Raw genomic sequence first — 15,404 nt, 5'->3', positions numbered from 1 at the left:
ATCCATGATTACCCGTCCGTTGGCAGCCCTGTCTGCCATGTTTATCGCGCTCAGTGCTGGCCTCGCACTCTCGCAGCCAGCCCAGGCCTCCCCTACCCCGCCACCAGATCCTGCCCTCAAGCAGGCGGTGACCGAGAACGAGAAAATGGCCAAAGGGCCTGCCGAGATCAAGCGCGGCCACGTCGATGTCGGACCTCGCATCGTTGACGGCAAGTTCACCCTCATGGCCCGCGACGACACCGCCAACCCGCCGGTGTGGCGCAGCACTGATGACGCCGTGTTACGCGTGGTCGATGCGTCCCGTATTGACGTGCCGAACGACGAGACCTATTCCTTCCTCGGCGACATGCGTGGCACGAAAGCGTATGTCATTCCACAGACCCAGAACCAGCAGGTCGTATGGCTCGGATGGAACACCCAGGCCGCAGAAATCGTCAAGAATTTCCCGCGCGGAGCTGACCTTGTTTTCACCGGGCATGAGGGACCAGGACAGGCACACATGTTCATCGAGAACGGTTTCGACGCCCCGACACCGCTGTATGACTCCACGAAGTCCGGAGAGCAGTTGGTGCACATGGAGACCAACACCCATGTGCACGCCAACTGGGTGTTCTCCGATCCGGGAGCGCAGACTATTTCAGTCGCTGTCCGCGGCACGGATGCCGAAGGAACCAAGCACTCTTACTCGACCACGCTGAGGTTCGTCGTCGGTGACAAGGGTTCGGCTGACGAGGCCCGAGCCATGGGCGCCTCCGCCACACCGGACTTCTCGGCGTCCGGCGAGGCCTCGGCGAGCAGCTCTTCCGCTGCCTCGGCCCCTGAGAAGGTCTCCTCGTCACCAGCTGCCACCCACTCCGCTGCTGATTCCGGCAATGGCACCACGTGGGGAACGATTGTTGCGGTCCTTGCTGGTGTCGTCATTATCGGCTTTATCGTCGCCGCTGTGGTATTGCACTCCAAGTCGAAGAAGATGCGCGACGAAGTCTGGAACAACGAAGGCGCCAGCCCAACGCCGGTCAAGAACTCTGACGACGGAACGAGCTCGCATGAGTGACCTCGGATCCATCAAGATCACTGACGTGGCCGTCAACCTGGGCGGCCTCCAGGTGCTCCACGACGTCAACCTGTCGGCCAGCAGGGGCGACCTGCTGGCGCTTCTGGGGCCCAACGGTGCCGGCAAAACGACCATTCTGCGCACCATGCTCGGCTTGGTGAAACCGGCCAAGGGCAGTGTCAAGGTTGCGGGGGCCTCGCCCGGGAAGGGATGGCGACACATCGGTTACGTCCCCCAGCGTCACGAATTCGTCTGGGACTTTCCTATCAGCGTTGCCGACGTCGTCATGAGCGGACGAACACGCCATATTGGGTGGCTGCGGCGACCCAAAAAAGACGACCACATCGCGGTGCGCGACGCGCTGCGGATCGCAGGTATGGCAGACCTGGCAGATCGCACGGCAGGAGGACTCTCCGGCGGTCAGCGTCAGCGCGTCCTCATCGCTCGAGCCCTAGCCACTCGCCCGTCAGTGTTGCTCCTTGACGAACCGTTCACCGGCGTCGACATGCCCACCCAGGAGATGCTCACCGAGCTGTTTGGTCGACTGGCATCCGAGGGCACCACCCTCGTCATGACGACCCACGACCTTGCACAGGCCATGGCCACCGCTGACCGGGTGTGTCTCATCAACCGCACTGTCATCGCCGACTCCACTCCTGAGGAACTGCGTGACCCAGAAATGTGGATGACAACGTTCGGGATCTCTCAGAACTCACCACTGCTCGCCATAGTCGGAGCCGGCGAGCCGGTATCTGCCTGACAAGGATCCAACAATGCTCACTCCATGGGAGTTCCTCACTGATCTCACCAATCCCCTGCTGGTCTTCCTGCCTAAAGCCCTGCTAGTTGCAGCCGTGTGCTCGATCGTCGCCGGGGTCATTGGCTCGCACGTCGTGCTGAGAGGTATGGCCTTTATCGGCGACGCAGTAGCCCACTCGGTGTTTCCAGGACTTGCGGTGGCCTTCCTGATGCAGGGGTCTCTCCTGCTCGGCGGGGCTATCGCTGGTCTGGTGACGGCAATCTTGGTGGCGATCGTTTCACAAAATCGACGCCTCAAGGAGGACTCCGTCATCGGCATTCTCTTTGCGGGGGCTTTCGCGCTGGGAATTGTCATCATCTCTAGGGCACCTGGGTACTCGGGTTCCCTGCAGCAGTTTCTCTTCGGATCTATCACGGGTATCACCAACGACGACATCGTCATCGTCTGCGTCACTGGAGCCTTGGTGTTGCTGACCGAGCGAGCACTGCACAAGGAGCTCGTCACCGTCGGTCTGGACCGGGAGACCGCTCGGGCCACCCACATGCCCGTCTTCGCCCTCGACCTGCTGCTCTACGTCCTCGTGACGATGACCGTCGTCATCTCGGTCCAAGTCATCGGCAACGTCCTCGTGCTGGCCCTGCTGGTGACGCCGGCTGCCACGGCCCGCCTGCTCACCGACCGACTGGGTCGGATGATGGTCCTGGCTCCGGTCATCGGCGGCCTCAGTGCCCTGGTGGGCCTGTACCTGTCGTGGTCGATCGATCTTCCGGCCGGCGGGACGATCGTCCTCGTGGCGACGGCGGTGTTCCTCCTGTGCTGGGTCGTCGCACCGCGCGGTCTGCTCGGGGAAATGCGGCGCAGGACGGCCTGAGGCGCCTGTGCTTCCTGCCCATCCCATTCCCGCCGTACACCACTTCAATGTGCATGACGAGCACTCCACGTGGTGCCCCATTGTCAGGTCCCCACTACGCAGGAACTGTTCATGAGCCTCGTCGGTGTCTGGCCAACGCGCCGTCATGAAGCTATATTTTTCTGTGATATGAGCACATCGCGTGCTTGTAGTCACACGATATGGACGTCTCGCCCGCGTGCGTCCATAGGTGTTGGGTCTTGACGGACGTGCCCATCCCGTTGCCTTACCTGTCCCTTCACCCCTGGGAGAGATCAACATGACCCAGTTCCGCAACATACCCATCCCCTTGCAATTTTGGTCTCAGCGGTCGTCCTATTCCTGTCAGCCACATCATTGGCATCGGCCGTACCAACACCGGAGATCCCAGACAGCGTCTCCGCAAGTTCGTCGACAGCCGTCGTCGCTCCTACCACGTTCGGCCGCCCTGCGGCAGAGATCACTCCCCGTTCCAAGTCAGATGACGAGACGGCAGATCTAACTGCCCAAGATGCGAAAGTACTCGCCTACTGGACACCTGAGCGCCTCGCTACTGCGGTCCCCTACGAATCCGCGACGGTTGACACCGCAATAGATCAATCTCATGAGGACTCGGCAGCAACACCGACCGTTCCAGAGGGATCAACACCACCGGCACCACCGTTGGAAACGGTCACTCCCACGACATGCTCTGAAGGAACGATCCTCATCCCCAACCGCGACACAGCGAGTAGCCCTCTTGCAACGCCTGTCACCAATTTCCTCAACACCAATGGGAAACTCTTTTTCAACGGCTACGGTAAAGAAAACGCATACTGCGCAGCCTCAGCGCTGAACACTGACACGAAACGAGTCATCATCACGGCCAGCCATTGCGTCTATGACGATGGTGCATGGAGGCAGAATGTCGTATTCGTCCCCAACTACAACAACCGCAATGCCGATCCAGACCCCGTGGGAATCTGGACTATACATACATTGCGCACCTTCAACGCGTGGATTAATAATAGTGACCTCACCCATGACGTCGGTATGGCCACATTGAACAACGGGGGCGACAGCAACCCCCGTATCGTCGACGCAGTTGGTGGCCACGGAATGTACTGGAACGGCTCACATGCCTTCGACGTTTCCATGATGATATGAAGACGATGAAAGACGCAATCAACGGAGACTGGTAATGCCAAAGCGGTGGATCACGCGAAATATCGGGATACTGATCGGAGCAATTTTGGTTGGAGCTGTTCTCACAGGATGCTCACGCTCCGCTTCGTCCCCGGACGGGGGTCCACCGCCACGCATCCAGTTCAGACAAGTACCGCACCCCCTCAAACTATGACTTCACGCGACGACCTGATATCGCCGCGCGCGCTGGCCTGGGATTCATGGCGCGAATCCACACCAACCACGATCGAAGTCACCTTCCTCACAGGCCCGGCTTCGTGTACTGGCATTCATGCCACTGTCACCGAAACGCCACAAGATGTCACGATCGACCTCACGGAAGGAGCCCTTCCCAGTAGTACCGAGTGCCAGGCGATCGCCCTGACCACAACCACCACCGTCAATCTGAACCAACCGCTCAACGACAGGAAAGTTCGCCAATCCGCCAGGTAAAAGCGTCGTTACCGATCACCAACTTCTAAGGCTGCGGACGGCTGTAGGCGGTCAACGACCCACTGGAGTGTTTCACACGGTGGCCTCGGCCCTGCCAGCTCGGGTACTGGCGGCCCGCTCCGCATTTTAGCGCTCGGCTGGATGTGCGATCTTCTCACATATCTTCAAGGTCATCCGCCACCACACATTCACGCAACACCAGGACTCACTCACAGGCGTCCGTGGTGGACGCCCATTCGCCTCAGGTTGCTCGCCATCGACAGCGTTGTCACACACCGATTCCAGAGCCGGTATCGAACAAGACGTGCATGGCTACCCTGCTGCTAGAAGCGTTCACCTGGTGTCTGCGAGGCGGGGTCCGCGGACCTTCAGTAGAGCACGGTGGCCATTTCTCCTACCTGACGGAAACCGACAGTGTTGTACATCGCCAACGCTCGAGCATTGAAGTCGTTGACGTAGAGGGATACTGACTTGTATCGACGTTGACATAGCTCTGACACCGCCGTCATAGCGGCATCGGCGAGCCCTTTTCCCCGCCACGCCGGATCCATCCAGACCCCCTGGATCTGACAGTATGCACGCCAGTCGACGCCAATGTCAGACTTCCACCGCACCGTTCCACCCTCGTCAACGATGGCGAAACAACGGCCCTGCTGAACGAGGACACGCATATGGCGCATGTAGCCGTCGGAGCTTTCGATCGGGCTGACTCCGACTTCCTCGGTGTACATCGCCACCGCGGCCTGAAAGTAGGCCTGAAAATGTTCCATCGCTACGGTGGCGACGCGCGGATCTGGCCCGACCTGCGAGGGTTTTTGCAACTCCAATAACGGCTGGTGAGCTCGCATCTCACGAGGGTTCCCCCATGCCCGCGGATACCGCTCAGACAGAATCCGGTGCAACGCCAGGACTGGTTCTGCTCGTCCCATCATTGACGACGACGTGCGCCAAGGACCGATCCTGGAGGCTAACGTCTCGATCGTCGAGTCATCGTATGACACGGGTACAACGTTGGCACCAAGGTGAAGCACCCCTTGCAATTCGTGGGACCGCACCACCCCGACGACGGGGCATCCGAGCCTGCCACGGTCCAGACCATTGGCCTGAATTCGTGACAGCAGGAACAGGTTGCCCACTGGGTCCTGTTGAAGAAATTCAGTGACCTGGGCCACGTCGGTGTCATCAAGGGCCCTGACCCTGGTGAACACGTCAGGAAACCGCGACTTCTGGTTTCCCGGTCTCGTTGATGGTCTCGGCCATTCGATTCGCCTCGTCGACGAGGGTGGTGACAATCTCATTCTCCGGGACGGTACGAATGACCTCGCCGTGTCTGAAGATCTTGCCCTTGCCATTGCCGGCGGCCACACCTAGGTCAGCCTCGCGGCCTTCTCCCAGCCCGTTGACGACACATCCCATGACGGCGACGCGCAGCGGAGCGTCAATCCCCTCAAGGGCATCGGTAACGTCATTGGCCAGCGAGAGAACGTCCACCTGGCAACGTCCGCAAGACGGACAGGAGACGATCTCTAGACCACGGGGACGCAGGTTGAGTGATTCCAGAATCTTGACACCAACCTTGACTTCCTCGACCGGATCAGCCGACAGGGAGACGCGGATAGTGTCACCGATGCCCTCGGTAAGAAGATGCCCGAAGGCCACCGCCGACTTGATAGTGCCTTGGAAGGCCGGACCCGCCTCGGTAACGCCTAGATGGAGCGGATAGTCACATTGTGCGGCAAGCTGTTCGTAGGCACGGATCATGACGACCGGGTCGTGGTGTTTCACCGAAATTTTGAAATCCCGGAATCCGTACTGTTCGAAGAGGCTGGCCTCCCACAGTGCCGACTCCACCATGGCCTCAGCGGTCGGCGCTCCATACTTATCGAGTAGACGCTTGTCGAGGGATCCGGCATTCACACCGATGCGGATGCTCGTGCCGTGCTCGGTGGCCGCCTTGCAGATCGATTCAATCTGGTCGTCAAACTTGCGGATATTGCCGGGGTTGACGCGCACCGCGCCACAGCCGGCCTCAATCGCCTGAAAGACATACTTCGGCTGGAAGTGAATATCAGCGATCACCGGGATCTGAGACTGCTCGGCAATGATCGGCAGCGCCTCGGCGTCTTTATCAGTTGGACATGCGACGCGAACGATGTCACAGCCAGCAGCGGTCAGTGCCGCGATTTGCTGCAAAGTGGCGCCGATGTCGTGGGTCTTCGTGGTTGTCATGGACTGCACCGAGACGGGTGCGTCACCGCCGACGAGCACATCTCCCACCTTGATCTGGTGCGTCTTGCGACGGGGGACCAAGGTCGGGACGGGAGGGGTAGGCATGCCCAGGTTCACGGTCATTGACGTGTCGCTCCTGAAATCGCGGGTTGTCGTGTCCATTGTGTCACCCACCGTCGCCACAGTGGTGACGCTGGCAGCGAGCACACGTCCCGCCGGCTTGTCGTCACCGCTGAGGTTGCGCTGTGGGACATTCGGATTCGGTGAATGCTGCCGAACTGTGACAATTTTGTGCCTCTGGAGGTTTTGGTCATTGCTGAGGGGGTCAGGGGTTAATTGGAGCTCTCGGGAGCCCAGTTCGTGGACAAATCCGGCCATCCTTGACCTATCTCACCTTTTTGACGAGCTTGTCCAGCCCTCGAACGGGAATGGCACATCATCGAAGAAGGCCAGTTCCAAGTCCACTGCCGTATCCCAGAACCGAGTAAGTTCTGCAATATCTGCCTGGTCCGAAGCGCGTTCGAGTTCATCAACCAGGAATTGCACCCAGGTGTGGAACTTCTCGCCTCGGTGCAGATCCACCCATTCTAGGAATTTGTTGGGAAGATCAGCCCCTGGTTCCGGAGCCTGGGTGCGGGAGCCCCAATCAAGGTAGAGACCTTCTGCCACCACCAACAGCACCAACACCGTGGGGTAATGGTGGGTGCCAACGGCCTCACGCATCAGGGTCTCGAAGGAACGGGTGGGTTCCGACAGGTGCGGATGGGCACGGTCGGTCTGGGACACTCCAAGCTCATCGAAGGTAGCCTCAAACCAGCCTGACTCCTCACTACAGATCATGCCCAACTGACGTCCGAAAACCAGTTTTGCCTCCATGGTGTCGGCATGGACGAGTGCCTCACCCAGCAACTCCAGGAAGGGAACAAAGAACTGGTTGTCCTGGATAATGTAGTGGGCTAGTTGTGTATCGCCGAGTTGCCCAGTGAAGAGTTCGTTGACGAATCGGTGATTGATCACTTTGGTCCAGGCCTCAGAGCGTCTGGCAGATAGCCCGGCTACGCGTCCGCTCGGAGCCACAGTGATGCCTGCGGTGGCAAGTGGGGCAGGAGATGGTGTGGAAGTATTCATATCTCGATCGTGGCACTACCAGGTGCATGCGCACCGTCCATGGGCTAGCGAGTTTGACATTGCCCCCGACAGCCGGCGGGTGAGCCGGGCGGTTATTGCCGGCTTTGATACTTTGATAAGCGAATCCTTCAGGTCGTGGGGCACCGACCGTAAAGTCGCTGGAGCTGTCGTCGGTATCGACTCCGTTGCGTCGCCCGATCGACGTCGTACTTGACGGAGCAGGGCTAGCCTTCGTCTCTATGGCCGACACAGCCCCGTAACCCGACTAGCTATTGTGCCGCACCGGAAACGTTGCTCAGACGCACCGAGCCGGTCGTCGCGCACGGACGCAGCGCACTCAGCATCCGGAGCTGGCAAGGCCTTGACTTCTTGCATAAGAAATATTCACTGGTTTTGGCATTACCTTAAAGAGTGCAGGTATTGTCAACCCTATCCTTAGCGGTGAGGTATTCCATTTTCCAACCTCCGACGGAGATATCCGAGGAGGCGGGATTCAACAATTTGACGAAATCGTGGATCTAGGTGACATCGGAGTTACCGCCACCGTCATAAACCTCATTGATGACGACATGGTCGGCAACCACCAGATCAGGGTGCGCAGGCTGAACCGCGAGGATCATGGCGGTGCTAGTCAGACCTGCCAAGATGCGTCTAGACATTCGTGGTCATACGAATCCCCACCTCGGAGAGCATTCACGCGTCACCTTGTCGCGCTCGACATGAGTACAGGAATGCTTGCCACCGTCAATTCACCAAAAATTCCCGCACTGTGAGCGATAATTTACAGCTCATTCATAGGCGCGGAGCGACGATTAGAAAATTTTTACCGGCGATACGACATCTGCCACGACGAGGATGAGCCCCATAACGAGCATGAGTGCCCCGATTGTCCATGCCACCGGCAGCATCATTGCGGTGTCCGCTGGGCCAGGATCCGGTTTTCCGGCAAGTTTGAATAGGCCCCGCTTGCATGCCTCATAGATGGCTCCAGCGATATGCCCACCGTCCATAGGTGGTAGTGGGACGACGTTGAACCAGAACAAGAAGAGGTTGAGGCCGCCCAACAGGCTTGCTCCGGTGGCGATCTTGTCGCCCATGGTCAGCTGGGAGTTACCGGCGACATCCCCAGCCACCCGGGAGGCTCCGACGATGCTCATCGGGCTGTTAGCGTCGCGGGCCTTTCCGGTCACCATGTCGGAGGCAACGTTCCAGGTCAAAACTGGGAGCCTTGCCAACGCGCTTAGCGACTGCTTCGACATCGTCCACATCTGGGAGACGGTATCGCCTGGCCCGGAATGAACAACGACCATCGTCGGACTGACACCCAGGTACCCCGCTTCGACGGTGCGACCTGGATTGTTAAGGTCAGGCACCTCGGTGACAAGGGTGCGCGTGGGCATGAGGCTGACGGCATCGCCGTGGCGTTTCACCCCAAGACGCGCCTCGCCGTCACCATTATCACGGATGAACTCCTGAAGTTGGGACCAGGAATCCACCTGTCGACCGTTAAAAGAAACGATGCGATCCCCCGCTTGCACACCAGCCTCGGCAGCCGGTGCACGACGGTCTCCTGAGGGGCACGGGCCGCTGATCTGAGAGGAGTGGACGCATGGAGTGACTGCGGCAACCGTGGTCGTCTGAGCAGCTCGGCCGTGAATGCCGAACACCGCCCAGAACAGCAGGAAAGCCAGGAGCAGATTGGTAAGGATCCCACCGCTCATGATGATAAGCCGCTGCCACACCGGTTTGTCGCTAAACAATCGGCCCCGATCGGCGCCAGTGATGTCCTCGGCCTCGGCAGCGCGCGCTTCATCGGCGAGTTTGGTGAGCCGGTTGCCATGATGGTGGTGGACCGTGGCGGGGTACATCCCAACGAGGCGCACATAACCCCCCAGCGGGATCCACTTGAACCCGTATTCCGTTTCCCCGCGCGTGAACGACCATATTTTCGGCCCGAACCCAGCGAAGAACTCGGTGACCTTAACCCCAAAGATCTTCGCCGGGATGAAGTGGCCACACTCGTGAAGCAACACGGAGAGGATGATGAGGCTGAAGAAGACGATCCCGGCCAGCACTTCGATAACAACTGTCACTGGAGAATCCCCCGGGCACACACCTCGGCAGCGCGGCGGCGGCCCCAGGCGTCGGCGGCCAGCACGGCATCGAGGGTGAGGGCCTCGTCACCGACGTGTCGCGCACCCGGATCGTCGTTCTCGTCATCAGAAAGGTGCTCGTCAAGGACCTCGGCAATAGTATCGGTGATGTCGAGGAAACCGATGCGTCCATCACAGAAGGCGTCGACGCAGGACTCGTTAGCGGCATTGAATACGGCTGGTGCGGTACCCGCAGCATGACCGGCGCGGCGGGCCAGTTCGACGGCTCCGAAGGTCTCGTTGTCGAGAGGTTCGAAGGTCCACTGGATGGCCGTCGACCAGTCGCAGCCGGCAGCCGCGTCGGGAATGCGATCCGGCCACGACAGCCCCAGAGCGATCGGCAATTTCATGTCGGGCGGTGAAGCCTGAGCAATGGTGGCACCATCCCAGAACTCCACCATAGAGTGGACGATGGATTGAGGGTGGACGACGACGGTGATGTCGTCAAGGTCAACGTCATAAAGCAGGGCCGCCTCGAGCAACTCCAGGCCCTTATTGACCAGAGTCGACGAGTTGATGGTGATGACCCGGCCCATATCCCAGGTGGGGTGCTTCATGGCATCGGTAGCGCTGACGTCGACCAGGGAGGCACGGTCACGACCACGGAAGGGCCCCCCGGATGCTGTTAGAACGAGGCGACGCACCTCGTTGTGCCCGCCTCCACGCAAGCACTGGGCGAAGGCGGAGTGCTCAGAGTCCACGGCAACAATCTGCCCTGGGCCAGCCGCCTGAGTGACGAGCCTGCCACCGATGACCAACGACTCTTTGTTCGCGAGGGCCAAGGTGGTCCCTGCAGCCAAAGTAGCGAGGGTCGGACGCAAACCGACCGCACCAGAAATGGCATTACAGACGACATCGGCAGGCATGGCGGCTAGCTGCGTCGACGCATCCGGGCCGGTAAGGATCCGAGGATTAGGCACGGCAAGGCCCCGTGATCCAGCCTGCACGGTCAAAGCTCGTTGAAGCTCCTCAGCAGCATCCTCGCGAGCGATGGCTACGACGGGAATAGAGAAATCAAGAATCCGCTGAGCGAATAAGCCAACATCCGAGCCGCCTGCCGATATGCCAGCAACCTCAAATTGGTCACGACGCGACGAGATGACCTCTAGGGTTTGCGTTCCGATCGATCCGGTGGAGCCGAGGATGATGACCTTCTTCACCCTGCCAGTTTGTCACGCTGCTCCCACAAGGTCCGATTCGACGTCGAATCGGACCTTGGTGCGGCCTTCTTCAAGCAGTCGGTGGCCCTAAAGTAGAACCCATGACTGACAGCGTTCTCGATGACATCGCAGACGCGCTCGAGCAGATTCAGGCGCACCCGCGCCGGCTCATCGTCCGCCAGCACGGTCAGCGTCGCTGGGCCCCTAGGAGCTCCGACGTCCCGAGTCTGGTGTACTCCTGCTCGAAGACATTCACCTCAGCCGCTGTCGGCATTTCTGGATACCGCGCGCCTGTGGCTCGCCACCGAGCCTGTCGGTCGCCCTGGCGTCGACTTCGCCTACAACAATTTGGGTACCTGGATACTTTCGCGGATCGTCCGCGAGCATACCGGGGCCGACATCGACGCCATCATCACCCGGGAAGTGCTGGAGTCACTCGGGCGTGGACCACACTGTTGGGCTCGCGATACCGACGGCATTCCGTTGGGATTTAGCGGCCTGTACATCGACGCCGAGGACCTGGCCCGGTTTGGTCAGCTGCTGCTTGACGACGGCATCCATGACAGCACTCGGCTGCTTCCCGAGGAGTGGATAGCGCAGCACCGAGTCCGCCACATCCAATCCGACGGCCTGACCGGGCCGGAGTGGGGGCTGGGCTACGGCTGGCAGACCTGGATGTCGAGCCACGGGTACCGTCTTGACGGCGCCTTCGGCCAGTTCGCTCTCATCATCCCTGAGGTCGACGCCGTCGTCGTCATGACCAATGACGTCGGCGAGGGGGCTGGTGACAAGCAAATCATCCTTCAGACTGTTTGGGACCACCTATTGCCGGCCCTGGCCGAGGGACTCGATCCCGAGCCCAAGGAGGTCGTGCGTACCCTCCCGATCGTGACAGGCGAATTCAACCCGACCAGACCGATGCAGGGCATCGTTGAAAACGGCTCGCACGTCGTCGTGACACCATGCAGCGATCAGCAGGGCTGGGGGTTGTCGTGGCATATCCCGGCCAGCCCCGCCAATGCTGAGGACGTTGCCCTAGACGTGGCCATTGGCTACGACGAATGGCGGACCTCCCACTGCCCTATCGGCAGCGACTCCCTCGACATCGCAGCCAGTGGCGGCTGGCACGACGGCACCTTCGTTGCCCGGCTGTGCGTCATCTGTACCCCGCACGCGCTTACCCTGCGGATGGCTCCAGACCGGACGACAGTCGAGTGGGACGCCGAACCGCTCGACCCCCGCGGGTTGTTGGGCCTCGTTCACCCGGAGCCGCGACGATGAGCACCAACCACATTGAGATCGAGACGGTCGACCGATTGCGCGTAGCCGCTCCTGATCTCGCTGGTCAGGTCGTCCAGGGAGTCGACCTCACCGGGTGTAGCAACCCCTTCATCGTTGCGATGTTTCTACGACAATCTTCCTAGGCTGCTCAATCCCCTATCCGGCTGGCAACCGATCTCGACCGCCCTGGCTACTACTGGCCATCTCGTCGTGACCGGGGGCGGCCCGGGAGCGATGGAGGCGACCTGCCTGAGAGCTGCCTGCCCATCCAACCTGCTCGACAAGTCCCTTGACCGGTTGCGCAGGATCGTTGGGGCTGCCGACGTCACCCGTGGGTCTGGCCTTGACGTCGCCTCCTGGCCACTGCTGCACAGCATGTTGCGGGACCGCCCGCACCATACGTCGATACCGTCGAAGAAGCTGTGGAGACGCTCAGACGACACCCATTGCAATGACGGCGTCGGCCACCTTGGTAAACCCGGCGATATTAGCGCCCATGACGTAATCGCCGGGATGACCGTACTCGTCGGCGGTCTCGATACAGCGGTCGTGGATGTCGGCCATGATCTGCTGCAGCCTGGCTTGCGTCGCGTCGAAATCCCAGGAATCCCGCGCGGCATTCTGCTGCATCTCGAGGGCAGAGGTAGCCACGCCGCCCGCATTGGATGCCTTACCCGGGGCGAAAATGACATCGGCATCCTGGAAGGAGTGCACCGCCTCAGGGGTACAGGGCATATTGGCACCTTCGGCGACGGCGACCACACCATTGCGAATGAGGGTGTCGGCAGCCTGTCCATCGAGCTCGTTCTGGGTCGCGCAGGGCAGGGCGACGTCGACGGGAACATCCCAAATCGATCCGTCGGAGCGGAAAGTAGCCGATCCGCGTCGAGCGGCATACTCGCAAATACGGGCCCGTTTAACCTCTTTAATCTGCTTCAGCAAGGCGACATCAATGCCCTTGTCGTCAACGACGTACCCGCTGGAATCTGAGCATGCGACAACGGTGGCTCCGAGGTCCTGGGCCTTCTCGATGGCGTAGATGGCGACGTTTCCCGACCCGGAGACGGTAACTCGCAGGCCGTCCAATGACTTGCCGTTGGTCGCCAGTATTCTCTGGACGAAGAAAACCAAGCCATATCCGGTGGCTTCAGTGCGCACCAGAGACCCGCCCCAGGTGAGTCCTTTCCCGGTGAGCGCACCGGATTCATGGCGGTTGGTGATGCGTTTGTACTGGCCAAAGAGGAATCCGATCTCACGACCGCCGACGCCAATGTCACCAGCTGGCACGTCAGTGTATTCGCCGAGGTGACGGTAGAGCTCGGTCATGAAAGACTGGCAGAATCGCATGACCTCACCCTCGGATGCGTCATGGGGATCGAAATCCGCCCCACCCTTTGCGCCACCAATCGGCATGCCGGTCAGTGCATTCTTGAAGATCTACTCAAAGCCAAGGAATTTAATCGTTCCTAGGTACACCGAGGGGTGGAATCGCAAACCACCTTTATGCGGCCCCAGCACCGAGGAGAATTCCACTCGGAAACCACGGTTAATGCGCACGCTGCCCTCGTCGTCAACCCACGGCACGCGAAAAATAATCTGGCGTTCCGGTTCGCAGATGCGCGACAAGACGGCCGCTTCGACGTACCGCGGATTCTTGTCGAGCATCGGGCCGAGAGATTCAAAAATCTCCCGCACAGCCTGATGGAACTCGGCCTCTCCCGGGTTGCGACGCAACACCGCCTCGTAGGTACGTTCGAGTTGGCTATCCATACGGTGACCCCCCTTGTACTCCGTATGGACGATTGTGACACTCGGGCCACATCGGGACTGCCACCGGGGCCGCCACGAGCCTTTAGCTGCCCAGCCCCTCCGACCGTCCCACAGCTGCCAACTGGCCACAGGCACCATCGATTTCAGAGCCTCGGGTATCGCGCACTGTCACCGGGATCTTCCAGCGCTCCAGCGTCTCGACGAAGGCGTCCTGATCCTCGCGACGCGAAGCCGTCCAGCGAGAACCCGGTGTGGGATTAAGGGGGATGAGGTTGACGTGGGCCCACGTCCAATCGCCGCGACGACGGATCTGACGGGCCAGCACCGCGGCGCGGTCAGCCTGGTCGTTGATGTCTTTCATGAGAGCGTACTCGATGGAAACGCGACGCTTAGACTTTTCGGCGTAGTGCCAGGCGGCGTCGAGCAACTCGTCGACTTTCCAGCGACGGTTGACCGGAATGAGCTCGTCACGCAACTCGTCGTCAGGGGCATGCAGGGAGACGGCGAGGGTGACCGGGATCCTCTCCTCAGTCAAGGCTTTGATCCGCGGCACCAGGCCGACCGTCGACACGGTGAGGGCCCGGGCGCTCATCCCCATACCGTCGGGACCGTCGGCGGTGAGCGTACGGATGACAGTGAGCACCGAACGGTAGTTGGCCATCGGCTCACCCATGCCCATAAAGACGATGTTATGAACGCGTCCGGACGCTCCGGGAATCTCCCCCGCCGCAATAAGGCGATTAGCCGCCAACACTTGGCTGACGATTTCGGCGGTAGACATATTGCGCTGAATACCGCCTTGACCGGTGGCACAAAACGGGCAGGCCATACCGCAACCAGCCTGGGACGACAAGCATAAGGTGGTGCGAGCCGCGGAGTGACGGGTGGCTGGGTAGTACATGAGCACCGACTCAACCAAAGCCCCACCATGCAGCCGCCACAAGGTCTTGACGGTTGTGCCGCGATCGCAGGACTGCCGGGAGACCTCGGTCAACAAGGCCGGAAACCAGGCGTCAGCGATCTCCTGACGGGCAGCCTTCGGCAAGTCAGTCCACTGAGTCGGGTCAACCTCCCACCGCTCGAAGACGTGGGCGGAGATCTGCCGAGCACGGAAAGCTGGCAGACTGAGATCCTTGACGGCCTGTGCCCTCTCCTCGACGCTCAGATCAATCCAGTGGCGAGGGGGCTTCGCACGACTCGGGGTATTGACGACGACTGGCATCTCCTTGCCCGGCTCGGCGAGCGGCGTGGAGGGCAGGACGAGACCTGACGTGCTGACGGTGCTTCCAGTCGATGATTTCACGCTCCCATTATCCCCGGCTGCCATTATTCAGCCACACGAGTCGACGTCTGCTAAAGAGGT

At 60.4% G+C, this 15,404-nt stretch carries 12 protein-coding genes and 3 pseudogenes; 7 read left to right on the top strand and 8 right to left on the bottom strand.

What is annotated here, in order from left to right:
• Positions 1-4 precede the first annotated feature (4 nt).
• The 5 genes from F1563_RS12255 to F1563_RS12235 all read left to right on the top strand — a co-directional run bounded on the left by F1563_RS12255 (position 5) and on the right by F1563_RS12235 (position 4,320).
• On the top strand, positions 5-1,054 hold the full coding sequence (locus F1563_RS12255; protein WP_002526989.1) for a choice-of-anchor M domain-containing protein: 1,050 nt from the start codon (positions 5-7) through the stop codon (positions 1,052-1,054).
• Positions 1,047-1,814, top strand: a complete 768-nt coding sequence (locus tag F1563_RS12250) for an anchored repeat-type ABC transporter ATP-binding subunit (protein WP_002526990.1) — start codon at positions 1,047-1,049, stop codon at positions 1,812-1,814. The genes F1563_RS12255 and F1563_RS12250 overlap by 8 nt, the downstream gene beginning before the upstream one ends.
• A 13-nt stretch (positions 1,815-1,827) precedes the next feature.
• The gene (locus F1563_RS12245; RefSeq protein WP_002526991.1) at positions 1,828-2,685 is read left to right on the top strand and encodes an anchored repeat-type ABC transporter permease subunit; all 858 of its coding nucleotides are present in this window, start codon (positions 1,828-1,830) and stop codon (positions 2,683-2,685) included.
• Positions 2,686-3,021: 336 nt separating this feature from the next.
• Positions 3,022-3,849 carry a trypsin-like serine peptidase gene (locus F1563_RS14460; RefSeq protein ID WP_007433525.1) on the top strand — a complete coding sequence of 276 codons (828 nt, stop codon included), beginning with the start codon at positions 3,022-3,024 and terminating at the stop codon, positions 3,847-3,849.
• Between the two features lie 189 nt (positions 3,850-4,038).
• Positions 4,039-4,320 (top strand): hypothetical protein, encoded by a 282-nt coding sequence (locus F1563_RS12235; RefSeq protein ID WP_002526993.1) that lies wholly within the window; start codon positions 4,039-4,041, stop codon positions 4,318-4,320.
• Positions 4,321-4,688: 368 nt separating this feature from the next.
• On the opposite strand, the gene F1563_RS12230 is transcribed toward F1563_RS12235, so the two are convergent.
• From F1563_RS12230 to dxr, 6 genes are all read right to left on the bottom strand, one after another.
• Complete coding sequence (locus F1563_RS12230) at positions 4,689-5,528, bottom strand: GNAT family N-acetyltransferase (RefSeq protein ID WP_002526995.1); 840 nt, start codon at positions 5,526-5,528, stop codon at positions 4,689-4,691.
• Between the two features lies 1 nt (position 5,529).
• Positions 5,530-6,711 (bottom strand): flavodoxin-dependent (E)-4-hydroxy-3-methylbut-2-enyl-diphosphate synthase, encoded by a 1,182-nt coding sequence (ispG, locus tag F1563_RS12225; RefSeq protein WP_172623719.1) that lies wholly within the window; start codon positions 6,709-6,711, stop codon positions 5,530-5,532.
• A gap of 228 nt (positions 6,712-6,939) precedes the next feature.
• Entirely contained in the window at positions 6,940-7,677 is a 738-nt protein-coding gene (locus F1563_RS12220; protein WP_149302709.1) for a TenA family protein, read from the bottom strand.
• 518 nt (positions 7,678-8,195) lie between these two features.
• Positions 8,196-8,336: a hypothetical protein gene (locus tag F1563_RS13765; RefSeq protein ID WP_002526999.1), complete on the bottom strand. Its 141-nt coding sequence runs from the start codon at positions 8,334-8,336 to the stop codon at positions 8,196-8,198.
• 153 nt (positions 8,337-8,489) lie between these two features.
• Entirely contained in the window at positions 8,490-9,770 is a 1,281-nt protein-coding gene (locus F1563_RS12210; RefSeq protein ID WP_002527000.1) for a M50 family metallopeptidase, read from the bottom strand.
• Positions 9,767-10,990, bottom strand: coding sequence for a 1-deoxy-D-xylulose-5-phosphate reductoisomerase (gene dxr / locus F1563_RS12205; RefSeq protein ID WP_002527001.1), 1,224 nt, complete (start codon positions 10,988-10,990; stop codon positions 9,767-9,769). The genes F1563_RS12210 and dxr overlap by 4 nt, the downstream gene beginning before the upstream one ends.
• Before the next feature lie 101 nt (positions 10,991-11,091).
• Here dxr and F1563_RS12195 point away from each other — a divergent pair.
• Together F1563_RS12195 and F1563_RS13760 are read left to right on the top strand one after the other, a co-directional pair.
• Positions 11,092-12,271, top strand: a pseudogene (locus F1563_RS12195) (serine hydrolase domain-containing protein).
• Positions 12,268-12,634: pseudogene (locus F1563_RS13760) on the top strand (hypothetical protein); the annotation flags it as partial. The pseudogenes F1563_RS12195 and F1563_RS13760, both read left to right, overlap by 4 nt.
• Before the next feature lie 69 nt (positions 12,635-12,703).
• Here F1563_RS13760 and gdhA read toward each other — a convergent pair.
• A pseudogene (gdhA, locus tag F1563_RS12185) lies at positions 12,704-14,041 on the bottom strand (NADP-specific glutamate dehydrogenase).
• Between the two features lie 82 nt (positions 14,042-14,123).
• Positions 14,124-15,368 carry a dual-specificity RNA methyltransferase RlmN gene (rlmN, locus tag F1563_RS12180; RefSeq protein WP_002527007.1) on the bottom strand — a complete coding sequence of 415 codons (1,245 nt, stop codon included), beginning with the start codon at positions 15,366-15,368 and terminating at the stop codon, positions 14,124-14,126.
• Positions 15,369-15,404 lie beyond the last annotated feature (36 nt).

The sequence above is a fragment of the Cutibacterium modestum genome, assembly GCF_008326345.1.
Classification (GTDB): Bacteria; Actinomycetota; Actinomycetes; order Propionibacteriales; family Propionibacteriaceae; genus Cutibacterium; species Cutibacterium modestum.
Note: the sequence above shows the minus strand (reverse complement) of the source record. Positions and strands in the feature narration are given on the sequence as shown.

Coding starts and splice junctions, on each gene's coding strand:
- F1563_RS12255 (WP_002526989.1), top strand. CDS start 5: ATGATTACCCGTCCGTTGGCAGCCCTGTCTGCCATGTTTATCGCGCTC.
- F1563_RS12250 (WP_002526990.1), top strand. CDS start 1,047: ATGAGTGACCTCGGATCCATCAAGATCACTGACGTGGCCGTCAACCTG.
- F1563_RS12245 (WP_002526991.1), top strand. CDS start 1,828: ATGCTCACTCCATGGGAGTTCCTCACTGATCTCACCAATCCCCTGCTG.
- F1563_RS12235 (WP_002526993.1), top strand. CDS start 4,039: ATGACTTCACGCGACGACCTGATATCGCCGCGCGCGCTGGCCTGGGAT.
- ispG (WP_172623719.1), bottom strand. CDS start 6,711: ATGGACACGACAACCCGCGATTTCAGGAGCGACACGTCAATGACCGTG.
- F1563_RS12220 (WP_149302709.1), bottom strand. CDS start 7,677: ATGAATACTTCCACACCATCTCCTGCCCCACTTGCCACCGCAGGCATC.
- F1563_RS13765 (WP_002526999.1), bottom strand. CDS start 8,336: ATGTCTAGACGCATCTTGGCAGGTCTGACTAGCACCGCCATGATCCTC.
- rlmN (WP_002527007.1), bottom strand. CDS start 15,368: ATGGCAGCCGGGGATAATGGGAGCGTGAAATCATCGACTGGAAGCACC.